Annotated in this window: 10 protein-coding genes; 2 read left to right on the top strand and 8 right to left on the bottom strand. The window is 66.6% G+C overall.

Features of this window, described 5'->3' with window-relative positions:
* The 4 genes from R3175_RS17480 to R3175_RS17465 form a co-directional block, all read right to left on the bottom strand.
* Positions 1-1,250, bottom strand: a 1,250-nt coding sequence (locus R3175_RS17480; RefSeq protein WP_318945625.1) for an acyl-CoA dehydrogenase, incomplete at its 3' end; no start/stop codon positions are given.
* Positions 1,251-1,325: 75 nt separating this feature from the next.
* Positions 1,326-2,114 carry an OmpA family protein gene (locus tag R3175_RS17475; RefSeq protein ID WP_318945624.1) on the bottom strand — a complete coding sequence of 263 codons (789 nt, stop codon included), beginning with the start codon at positions 2,112-2,114 and terminating at the stop codon, positions 1,326-1,328.
* 23 nt (positions 2,115-2,137) lie between these two features.
* A complete protein-coding gene (locus tag R3175_RS17470; protein ID WP_318945623.1) occupies positions 2,138-2,515 on the bottom strand; it encodes a DUF4398 domain-containing protein in 378 nt (125 codons plus the stop codon).
* Positions 2,516-2,682: 167 nt separating this feature from the next.
* The gene (locus R3175_RS17465) at positions 2,683-3,576 is read right to left on the bottom strand and encodes an AEC family transporter (RefSeq protein ID WP_318945622.1); all 894 of its coding nucleotides are present in this window, start codon (positions 3,574-3,576) and stop codon (positions 2,683-2,685) included.
* A 170-nt stretch (positions 3,577-3,746) separates the two neighbouring features.
* Between R3175_RS17465 and R3175_RS17460 the strand changes: the two genes are divergently transcribed.
* A complete protein-coding gene (locus R3175_RS17460) occupies positions 3,747-4,928 on the top strand; it encodes a PatB family C-S lyase (RefSeq protein WP_318945621.1) in 1,182 nt (393 codons plus the stop codon).
* Between the two features lie 17 nt (positions 4,929-4,945).
* Here R3175_RS17460 and R3175_RS17455 read toward each other — a convergent pair whose 3' ends face one another.
* The 3 genes from R3175_RS17455 to R3175_RS17445 all read right to left on the bottom strand — a co-directional run bounded on the left by R3175_RS17455 (position 4,946) and on the right by R3175_RS17445 (position 8,899).
* Complete coding sequence (locus R3175_RS17455; protein WP_318945620.1) at positions 4,946-5,509, bottom strand: PEP-CTERM sorting domain-containing protein; 564 nt, start codon at positions 5,507-5,509, stop codon at positions 4,946-4,948.
* Positions 5,510-5,689: 180 nt separating this feature from the next.
* Positions 5,690-7,159, bottom strand: coding sequence for a succinylglutamate desuccinylase/aspartoacylase family protein (locus R3175_RS17450; RefSeq protein ID WP_413231792.1), 1,470 nt, complete (start codon positions 7,157-7,159; stop codon positions 5,690-5,692).
* A 90-nt stretch (positions 7,160-7,249) separates the two neighbouring features.
* Complete coding sequence (locus R3175_RS17445) at positions 7,250-8,899, bottom strand: MBL fold metallo-hydrolase (protein WP_318945619.1); 1,650 nt, start codon at positions 8,897-8,899, stop codon at positions 7,250-7,252.
* A gap of 180 nt (positions 8,900-9,079) precedes the next feature.
* Here R3175_RS17445 and R3175_RS17440 point away from each other — a divergent pair, with 180 nt between their 5' ends.
* Positions 9,080-9,505 (top strand): thioesterase family protein, encoded by a 426-nt coding sequence (locus tag R3175_RS17440; RefSeq protein WP_318945627.1) that lies wholly within the window; start codon positions 9,080-9,082, stop codon positions 9,503-9,505.
* Here R3175_RS17440 and R3175_RS17435 read toward each other — a convergent pair whose 3' ends face one another.
* A complete protein-coding gene (locus R3175_RS17435) occupies positions 9,506-10,810 on the bottom strand; it encodes an MATE family efflux transporter (RefSeq protein WP_318945626.1) in 1,305 nt (434 codons plus the stop codon).
* Positions 10,811-10,987: the final 177 nt, after the last annotated feature.

Below are 10,987 nucleotides of genomic sequence, written 5' to 3'. Positions count from 1 at the left end.
GCTTCCTGCACGCCTTCAAACTGGCTGATGGAGCGGCAGAACTGTTCCCGGGTATAGGCGTAGGAGCCGGTCGCCAGGCTGGCCACCTTGCCGGCACCGGTGCCCAGAGCCGGCAGGGAGATGGAGCGGCCGATGGACAGGCATTCCAGCAGCATGGTCCAGCCCTTACCCAGCATGTCCTGGCCGCCGATGACCTGGTCCATGGGAATGAACACGTCCGTCCCCCAGGTCGGGCCATTCATGAACACGGTGTTCATGGGCAGGTGGCGGGCGCCGGCATTGACCCCCTCGACATCCTTGGGCACCAGCACACAGGTGACGCCGATCTCGTCGCTGCCGCCGAGCAGTTTGTCCGGGTCGTAGACCTTGATGGCCAGTCCGATCAGCGTGGCCACCGGCGCCAGGGTGATGTAGCGCTTGTTCCAGGTGACCTTCAGGCCCAGCACTTCCTCGCCCTTCCACTGGCCCTTGCAGACGATGCCCTTGTCGGGGATGGCGCCGGCGTCGGAACCGGCGACCGGCGAGGTGAGGGCGAAGCAGGGCACCTCCTTGCCGCTGGCCAGGCGGGGCAGGTAGTGCTCCTTCTGGGCGTCGGTGCCATAGGCCATCAGCAGCTCACCGGGGCCGAGGGAATTGGGCACCATCACGGTCACCGCCGCGGACACGCTGCGGGTGGAGATCTTCATCACGATCTCGGAATGGGCGGTGTGGGAGAAGCCCTTGCCGCCGTTTTCCTTGGGGATGATCAGGCCGAAGAAACCGTTGTCGCGGATGAACTTCCACACCGGCGCCGGCAGGTCGTACTCCTCGTGGGTGATGGCCCAGTCGTTGAGCATCTCGCACAGCTCCTCCACCGGGCCATCCAGGAACGCCTGCTCCTCGCCGGTGAGGTGGCCGGGCTGGGCATCGAGCAGTTTGGTCCAGTCCGGTCGGCCGGAGAACAGCTCCCCGTCCCAGTCCACGGTGCCGGACTTCAGGGCCTCGGCCTCGGTGTCGGACAGTTTGGGCAGCTTGCTGCGCACCCAGCCAAGCAGGGGGCGGCTGAACCGGTCCCGGCGCAGGTCGCCGGGGAACAGCAGCACCAGGCTGAAGGCCAGCAAGCCTAACCCAACCACCACGCTGAGCAGGTGCCAGTGGTCGTAAAACAGCCCGACGCCAGTGGCAACGACGAGGACCGCAGCTGCGGTGGTGCCGCCAATCCCGAGGTAAATCAGCACCAGCGCGGCCAAGAGCCAAAGCAGTACACTCATAAGGAGACCTCCTGTTTCCGGGTGGGGGGTGTTCTGGCGCCTCCCAGGCGCACCCTGGGCCCGGGAGGCCGGGGCTTACCGACTGTCGATGTTGCCGTTCTCGTCGGAAATCACGATCTCAACCCGCCGGTTCTGCTGACGGCCGCTGGCGGTGTTGTTGCTGGCCACCGGGTAGGACTCGCCATAGCCACGGGTGTCGATGCGGCTGCCGGCCACCCCCTGGGCGGCCAGGGCATCCCGCACCGAGTTGGCCCGTTGCAGCGACAGCGACTGGTTGTAGGCGTCGTCGCCGGTGCTGTCAGTGTAGCCCTCGACCAGCACCCGTCGTTGGGGGTATTCCAGCATGAACTGGGCCAGCCTCCCGATGGTTCGTTCGGCGGCGGGTTTCAGGTCCGCCTTGCCGACGTCGAACAGCACATCCCCCAGGGTGAGGACCATGCCCCGCTCGGTCTGCTGGGCCTGCATGGCTTCCATCTGGCGGCGCAGGGCCTCGGCCTCGGCGGTCCGCTGTTGCAGCTCCAGCTGCTTGCGGCGTTCCTCGGCGGAGTTAACCTGGGCTTCCAGCTCGGAGCGCAGGCCCTGCTCACGGGCGATTTCAGCGTGCCGCTTGGCCAGGTAGGCGGCATGCTCCACCGCCAGTAACTCGGCGTCGTCGGCCATCAGGGCCTTGGCTTCCTCCAGCCTCTTGCTGGCGCTGCGCAGTTGGGTGGCGCCGCTGCGGGCCACGCTGGGATCGTGCTTGATCTCGTCATAGACCATCTGGGCTTCGGTCAGCAGGGCATTTTGCTTGGGATCGCTGGCGCACCCGGTCAGTACCACGGCCAGTCCCAGCGTCAAGCCGGTGACGAAAGGATAATTCTTCATGGCGCTCTCTCCTGGTCCGCTCCTCACTGGGCACTGCTGTCGATCTGCATGCGCAGTGATTCGATGTTCTTGTTGATTTCATCCACCGCCTGGCGGGCCTTGGCGGTGTCCGATCGGGCCCCGGCGAGCTGGGCATCCACCGTGGCCTGTTCCAGTAGCAGACGGGCCCGGTCGAACTCCTCCTCGTCAATCAGCTCTCGGGCGTCGGCCACCTTGTTCTGGGCCTGGTTGAGCAGCACCGGTTCGTACTGGCGTGCCTGGGTGGCTTCGGCCTGCTCGATGGCAGAGGCGGCGGTGAGCAGTTGCGAATCTGGTCGTGGGCCCTGACTGGAACAGGCGGTTAGAAGGGCGGCGGCTACCACGCCACCTGCAGTGTGCCAAACACAGCGAAAGGCGATCATGTGCTGACTCCTTGTGTGGGTAACGAAACCGTGACCACCACTCGCCAGCTGCGCGGACTCGTTCCCCGGTCGGCGGGGGTGGCAGCGGCGGACTGAACAGGAAGGCGGCTAACTGTTCACTATAGCAGGAGTTTACGAGAACGCCGGGGAGGCGGATCAATTCGGGTTCAAGGCTGTAGCAACGGGGAGGCAAACACCAGTCCCAGGGTAACCGGCAGGACAGCCAGGCTGCCCAGGTTGCCAATCAGCACCAGCGACGCCACCCGGTGGGGTTCCTGGCGGTACTGCTCGGCCACCATGTAGTTGAGCACCGCCGGCGGCAGGGCGGCGAACACCCACAGCGCCGCCAGCTGCAACCCCGGCAGGTCCAGCGCCACCACAAACGGCCAGGCGAGCAGCAGGCCGCTGGCGGGACAGGCGATGGCGCCCAGCAGGCCCAGTTTCCAGTCGGAAAAGTCCACGTCCAGCATCCGCACGCCGAGGGTGAACAGCATCAGCGGGATGCACACGCCGCCGAGCATGTTGATGGATTCCAGCAGCCAGTCGGGCAGGGCCAGACCACTGAGGTTGAGGGTCAGTCCGGCGAGGCTGGCCAGCACCACCGGGATCCGCAACAGGTGGCGCAACGGGGCATGGGGGTTGAGCATGTGCAGGCCGACGGTAAAGTGCAGCAGCATCTCGACAATGAACAGCACCACCGCCGCCGGCAGGGCCGCCTCGCCGAAGGCAAAGACGATGACCGGAATGCCCATGTTGCCCGAGTTGTTGAACATCATGGGCGGCAGGAAGGTTTTGACATCCAGTTTCAGCAGGCGGGCCAGTGGCCACAGGATCAACCCGGAGCCCAGCACGATGGCCACGCCGGCCAGCGCCAGCCAGGCATAGTCCTGCAGCGGCGCCTGTTGGTCCGCCAGTACCCCGAACACCAGCAGCGGCACGAACAGTTCCATGTTGAGGGTGTTCAGTCCCTGGATGTCCGGGGAGCGGAAACGGCCGTAGAGGGCGCCACAGGAGGCGATCAGGAACACCGGCAGCATGGTGGCGAGGATCTGGGTCAGCATGGCGTACGGTCAGCTCGCGTTGAAGAATTCGTTAGCTTGGCAAGGATTGCCCAGTGTGGGCAAGCCGCCAGCGCTTGTCACTGCGACTTTCGGCGCCGTGCCGGTTGGCGCGGCGGTGGACCGGGCGGCGGCGTGGTATGGTGTCGTCAAGTCAACAGCCCGGAGGAACCATGGCAGAAACAGACTTCGATCAGCGGATCCCGCGGGAGCAGACCGGCGCGGTCAAGTTCGATGCCCGGCAGGCGGTGTTCGGTCGCCAGGATGTCATTCCGTTGTGGGTGGCGGACATGGACTTCGCCGCCCCGGAGGCGGTGACCGAGGCGCTGGTGGCGCGGGCCCGGCATCCGGTCTATGGCTACAGCCTGTTTGCCGACAGCCTCTACCAGGCGATGATCGGCTGGTTCCGCGACCGTCACGGATGGACCATCGAACGGGAGTGGATCCTGATGGCACCGGGCGTGGTGCCGTCCCTGCATGCCGCCGCCATGGCGTTCAGCGAGCCGGGGGAGGCGGTGGTGATCCAGCCGCCGGTGTATCCGCCGTTTTTCGGCGCGGTGGAGAAGACCGGCCGACGGGTGATGGAGAACCCCCTGCGCCGGGTGGGAGGGCGCTACGAGTTCGATCTGGCGCATCTGGCGGAGTGCGCCGAGGCTGGCGCCCGGTTGTTGCTGCTGTGTTCTCCCCACAATCCGGTGGGTCGGGTGTGGCGGCCGGAGGAGCTGGACGCCGTGCTGGCCATCGCCCGGGAGCATGACATGGTGGTGCTGTCCGACGAGATCCATGCCGACCTGGTGTTTCCGGACAGCCACCGCCACACCGTGCTCGCCCGTCGTCCCGGCGCCGACGAGGTGGTGGTGACGGCGGTAGCGCCCAGCAAGAGCTTCAACATTCCCGGGCTGGGGCTGTCGGCGCTGGTGGTGCCCAATCCCCGCCATCGGGCGGCGTTGCGGCAGGTCTTCGACACCATGCACATGGTGCACTGCAATCCGTTCAGCGCGGCGGCCTTCGAGGCGGGCTACCGTCACGGTGGGTCCTGGCTGGACCGCTTGCTGGCGTACCTGCGGGAAAACCGGGACTGGGCCTGCCGGTTCATCGCCGAACGGGTGCCAGGGATCGAGGCCGTGAAACCCGAAGGCACCTATCTGCTGTGGCTGGATTGCCAGCGCCTGGGCCTGAGCGACGCCGAACTGAAACGGTTCTTTATCCGGCAGGCGGGGCTGGGGCTTAACCCCGGACTCAGCTTTGGGACGGCCGGCTCGGGGTACATGCGGCTGAATCTGGGCACGCCGCGGGCAGTGCTGAAAGCGGCGCTCACTCAATTGGCAACGGCGGTGGCGCAGTTACCGCGGTAACTGCGCCGTTGCCCGGTTCAGCGCTTGGAGCGACGGGACCGGCCGAGTGCCAGGCCCACCAGACCGCAGCCGAGCAGTGCCAGGGTGCCGGGCTCGGGCACCGGGTGATAGGTGATCTCCAGTACCGACCTGTCGATGTAGAAATCACCGCCCAGTGACGCCAGCAGTACGCTGAAGGAGCCGTCCGCCAGGGTGTTGACGTCCAGGTCATAGCTGTAGTTGCCGGTGTCGATACCGCCCAGGTCCCAGGTGCCGTCTTCACCGACACCCACACCCAGTTCCCAGGTCCAGGGGTCATACCAGACGTCGCCTTCGTCGTCCCGTAACCAGAGGCTGATGGTGCCGCTGATCAGCTCGCCGGCGGCGGGCTCGAAGGTGTACTGGTGAGTCCAGGCCACGTAGTCCGCGGCACCCTCCAGTTTGTTGACATAATCACCGCCCGAGCCATCCAGGTCTCCCGGCGCGTCGGTGCCGCCGGCGGTGAAATGGGTGATATCGGTAAGCGTGATGGGGGAGGCGAAGGCTGCGCCAGACAGCATCAGCAGCGCGCCTGCCAATATTGCGGCAAGATAGGATTGCATAACTGGTCCCTCAGTGATTGTGGAGTGGCTACCCCTTCCGGTAGCCCTGCTTCCTCAGCAATTTAAGGGCCACAATTTAACCCCTTGTTTTTACAGGCAGTAAGTAGTCGCTTGTGCCGAGGGTGTAAAATGTCCTGACGCTGTTTTGCATTATTTTACAAACACTTGAGGCTAATCCGGTTAGCGGTTTTCAACCACTGCGTCCGCCGGTGATGCTTCCGGTGTCGAGGCCCGTGCGCCGACGTGATAGGCGGCGAAGCCGGCCATGACCACCTGGTCGACCGCCATGCCGATCACCCGGCCATCGCTGGTGGCCCGGATGGGGTGCTGGGCGTTGGTGATGGGGTCGGCCACATAGCCCAGGATCTCGCCCCGGCTGACCCGGTCCCCGAGCTCGACGTCACTGAACAGGATGCCGCCGTGTTCGGAGCGTATCCAGTAGGAGTTGTAGTACACCGGCTCGGGTTCGCCCCAGACGAACATCCGTGAAATCATACCCTGCTTTTCCATCAGGCTGTTGAGGCTGTGCACACCGGCTTCAATCTGGTGCTCCTGGATCCGCAGCGATTCCCCGGCTTCCAGGGTGACCGCGGTGATGCCGGCGGCGACGGCGGCGGTGCGCAACATGCCTTCGGCACCCGTACTGTGGACCACCGCCATGCGGTCGAAGCCCCGGGTAAAGTCGGCGACCCGGGCGATGTTCATGTCGGCGCGCAGCTGGGGCAGGTTGGTCCGTCGCAGGGACCCGGTGTGGATATCCACCAGCAGGTCGCAATGCCGGATAACCTGGTTGAACAGGGAGTGGGCAATGCGGTCGGCGAGGCTGCCCGACGCGGAGCCGGGGAAGTGGCGGTTGAGGTCCCGCCGGTCCGGCAGGTAGCGGGAGCCCCGCTGGAAGCCCTGCAGGTTGACGATGGGGACGCCAATCACCGCCCCGGCGAGTTCCTGTGGATCGAGGTCGTACACCGTGCGCCGCACGATCTCGATGCCATTGAGCTCGTCGCCGTGGATGGCCCCGGTCAGGCACAGGGTGGGCCCCGGGTTGACGCCGTTGACCACCAGCACCGGTGTTGGCTGGGACAGGCCGGCAATCTGGATGCCCGGCGCCCAGGCCAGCCGGGTGGCGGTGCCGGGCAGTACCTCGCTGCTGAGCAGGGTCAGGCTGCGGGCTTCCGGTTTGGGGCCGGAACCGGGCCTGGTGTCAGGGGCCGGTTCCGCCGCCGTCGCCGGTTGTTGCTGGGGGGCGTCCGCGGCAGTGGCTGTGGAGCCGGCCGGGGCGGTTGGTGTGGGCTGGACTTCGGGGGCCGGGGCCACGTCCTTGAGGTCGATGTTGGGGGCGACCAGCTTGGTCGCGGAGTCGGCGGCCGGCTCGGTCATCCCGGTTGCCGGCTCCCCGTCGGCCGCGGTGGCTGGGTGCCCGGTGGCGGGCGCGTCGTGTGAATCGCCGTGTTGAGCCCCGTTCTCGGTGGTATCGTTCTCGCGGGGCAGCGAGGCCTCGATGTCCGCGACTTCCTCGTCCTCCGGAATCGCCTCGATCCCGACCGGGTCTTCCTCGCCCTGGGCGAGTACCGGGGAAACGGTCATGGGGCTCAGCCAGAGCAACAGTGCGAAGGTCAGGTGCTTGCCGGCTGCAGTCGGACGAATGTGCATAGTGCCTCACGGGTGTTGAGTGGAATCGCGCCCAGCATAGTGATCCGGCGGGTCTGTGGGTATGGGGGTGACAAAGGTTTAATGCCCGGTTCAGCTTTGCCCGCCGGTCCACACCCCGTGCTGGTCGTCGTACCGGGCCCGACCTTCCTCCCGCAACTTCTCCAGGTGGGCCAGCAGCGAACGGGCGGCCAGGCCATGGATGGCGGCGGGGACATCGTCGTAGGCCACCGGCGTGAGTGTCTCCAGACTGGCCGGGGCGTGCTGTCTCAGGGCCTGGATGACCTTGTGCTCCCGGGCCAGTCGGTGCGTCGTCAGCACGTCCACCACCACCTGCGGCTCGGCCATCAGGAAACCGTGACCGGGGGCGATGTAATGAATCTCCTCGGTCAGCAACCGCGCCAGCGACGCCAGGTAGGCCTTCATGTTGCCGTCGGGAGGGTTAATCACCACGGTCGAGCCCTGCATGATGTGATCGCCGGAGAACAGCATTTGTTCCCCGGCCAGCAGGTAGCAGAGGTGGTTGGAGGCGTGTCCCGGGGTGTGCAGGACTTTCAGGGGACCGGCGGCGGTGTCGATCCGCTCGCCGTCGAGAGGCTGGTGGTCGGGCACGAAGTCCCGGTCCTGGGCCGCGCCCGCAGGCGCCGGGAGCCCGATCAGGCGGGCGCCGGTACGCTGTTTCAGCACACTGGCGGCCGGGGAATGGTCGCGATGGGTGTGGGTCACCAGGACCTGGCGGATCTGGCCGTCGGTCAACGCCAGCAACTGTGTCAGGTGTTCGTCCTGCGCCGGTCCCGGATCGATGACGGTGTAAGCGCCGGGTTGGCCTAGGAGGTAGCAGTTGGTGCCGGGGCCGGTCATCAGCCCGCCGTTGTTGGCGGTGAGCCGGATCACGCCCTGGCCGAGGCTGACCGGCCGGCCCGGGGTGATCACCGCCGAGGCGTGGCCCCGGCGCTGGGGGTCGAGCTTGGCGACTTCGCTGTAAGCCGGCGTCCCGGCTTCCACGGTGGTGGGCCGATCCCCCTTGCGCGCCGGCCAGGGACGGGTTGCTCTGGCCGGTGGCGGGTTGGCGTGGGCGTAGGCCAACACCGCCTCCGGACTGTCGAACTCGCTGAGGAACCGCAGGGTGCGCAGGGTGGGCACACCGATCAGTCGCTGGCCGCTGCGGTGGTCGGCCAGGGCCTGCTGGGGGGGCAGCCAGACGTGGTCAATGGTCTCCACGCCGTCGTGGCTCGCTGGCTGGTGCGGGGGACTGAGGGCGACAAAGAACCGGGTGTCGAACCGGCGAGGCGCCCCGGCGGGGGTAATCCAGTGGCTGAGGTAGGCCAGCCGGTCCAGGGGCAACGCCAGGTGGTGGTTGCGGCACAGCGCCTCAAAACTGAGCTCGCCACGGAACACCGCTTCCCGGTCCGCCTGCACGGCGGCCAACTGCGGTGCGTTCAGGGGCTCGCCACTGGCCTGGTGGGCCAGCAACAGGCCGGCCTCCTCGAAGCATTCGCGCACCGCGGCAATCAGGTAATTGATCCCCCCGCCCTCCAGGCTCATGGCCTGGCTCACGGTCTGGTCATCGGTCCCCGCCATGTGCGCCTGGGCGGCTTGATCACTGGCATCCACTGCGCCGCCGGGGAATACATAATGGCCCGGCAGGAAGGCCGCGTCCCAGGTGCGTTGCAGCAGCAGGACTTCCAGGCCGGCCGGGGCCGGGCGGATCAGGGCGAGGGTGGCGGCGGGACGAATTTCCATAGGGCACCGTGTCGTCGATCGGACTCGTTGAATAAATTGTTAGCTAGCAACCTGTTTTTACCATACCGACATCGTTCTATCACGATCCGGGGGGGCAATGGGCGTTTTCCGGGGTGTGTCTTCGACCAAGGTCGGGGTATGATGGCGCGCCCATGACCTTTCGACCCAGTGGTGACCGACTTGGCCCGGATCCAGCTTGCCTTTCCCGACGATGTCTTCAGTTTTGAGACCGAGATGCCGGTGCGCATCACCGATATCAATGGCGCCCGCCACCTGGGCAACGACGCCCTGATCTCCATGCTGTCCGAAGCCCGCGCCCAGTTCCTGGCAAGTCACGGCGTGGCGGAGACCGACGAGCACCAGGTCGGGATCATCGTCACCGACCTGGCGACCATGTACCAGGCGGAGTCCTTCTTCCCAGAGATGCTGCGTTTTGAAGTGGGCATGATGGATTTCAACAAGTACGGCGGCGACATCGTGTTCCGGGTCACCAAGAAGGACAATGGCCAGGCCGTGGCGCTGGCCAAGTACGGCTTCGTGTTCTTCGACTACGAGCGCAAGCAGGTGACGCCGATGCCGGACAGCTTTCGCAAGCGCTTCGGCTGATCAGGACGACGCCTGTGACGCGGCCGCTTGCCGCCGGGCGGCGGTGAGGTGGGCCATGCCGGCCTGGTAGAAGGTGTAGGCCATGGCGCCGGCAAACAGGTTGCCCGCCAGTGCGCCGGTCATTAACCCGGTCATTCCCGCCAGCTGTCCGCCCACCCACAGCAACGGCAGGAAACACAGGAACAGCCGCAGGGTGGAGATCAGCAGCGCGCGCATCGCCAGGCCCAGGGCGTTGCACACCGACACCATCAGCATACAGACCCCCAAGCCCCAGTAGCTCAGGGGCACCCGCACCAGATAGTCCTGCAGGATCGCCCTCACCGTCAGGTCGGTAGTGAACAACTCCGACACCACCCCGGAGATGGCCAGCCAGATCAGGCCGATGGCCAGCTGCCAGGCCACCACGAAGCGAACCCCCAGGCGGACCAGACGGGCGATCTGGTCAATATCGCCGGCGCCCAGCAGGCGGCCGATCATCGGCGGCATCGACATGGTCAACGTCAGCACCACCACGATGGAAAAGAAATCCAGCCGCGTGCCCAGGCCCCACGCCGCCACCGCGGCCGATCCGAAGCCCGCCACCAGCGCTGTCGCCAGCATGGCGGACAGTGGCGGCATCAACTGGCTGACCATCGCCGGCCCCATGATGCCGCCCAATTGCCGCAGCGCCGGGCCGAGTGCCAGGGCGCGCAGGTCAAATCGGACCCAGCCCCGGGCCAGCAGGCGGGGGTAGATGACCAGGCAGCCGAAGCCGAAGGCGGTGATGGTGGCCAGGGCGGCGCCGGGCAGGCCCCAGCCGAAGACGAAGATGTACAGCGGGTCCAGGGCGATGTTGAGCAGGCTGGTGACCACCATCAGGGTGCCGGGCAGCTTGGTGTTGCCGTGGGAGCGGCTCACGCTGTAGCCGAAGTAGAGGGTGGCGCCGAGCCAGGCCGCCACCAGCCAGGGAATCCAGTAGCTGCGGATCAGCGGGAGCAGGGCGGCGTCGGCCCCCAGCAGATTCATGATGGGCACCCGCAGCAGCCACAACGCCAGGCACAGCACCAGCACCATGGCGGCGCCGACGGTCACCACCAGGCCGCCCAGGCGCTCGGCCCGGCGTTCGTCGCCGGCCCCCAGGGTGCGGGAGAGAATGGCCGTGGTGGCGATGCCGAGCCCGACCTGAAGTCCGATGACCAGCTGCTGCATGGGCAGGGTGAAGCCCAGGGCCGCCAGCGGGTCCCGCCCCAGCTGACCAATGAAGGCACTGTCTGCGAGCTGGAAGGTCATCAGCGACAGCACCCCGAACAGCATCGGCCAGGTCATGGCAAAGAGCTGTCGGGGCAGGCTGGTGGTGCGATCGAGGTTGCTCACGGTGTGCGGGTGGCCGTGTCGGCAAATGGGTCCAGCATTCTAGCAGAGCGGGCGGCCCCCCGCCTGTGCGGGGGGCGCCCGGGGGGGGGGGGGGGGCGCAGAGTGGGTTGAGGGGGGGCGCGTTAACCG

Origin of the sequence: Marinobacter sp. (assembly GCF_033722735.1) — a bacterium.
Classification (GTDB): domain Bacteria; phylum Pseudomonadota; class Gammaproteobacteria; order Pseudomonadales; family Oleiphilaceae; genus Marinobacter.
The sequence above is the reverse complement of the archived record's forward strand: the minus strand, read 5'-3'. Positions and strand labels throughout refer to the sequence as shown.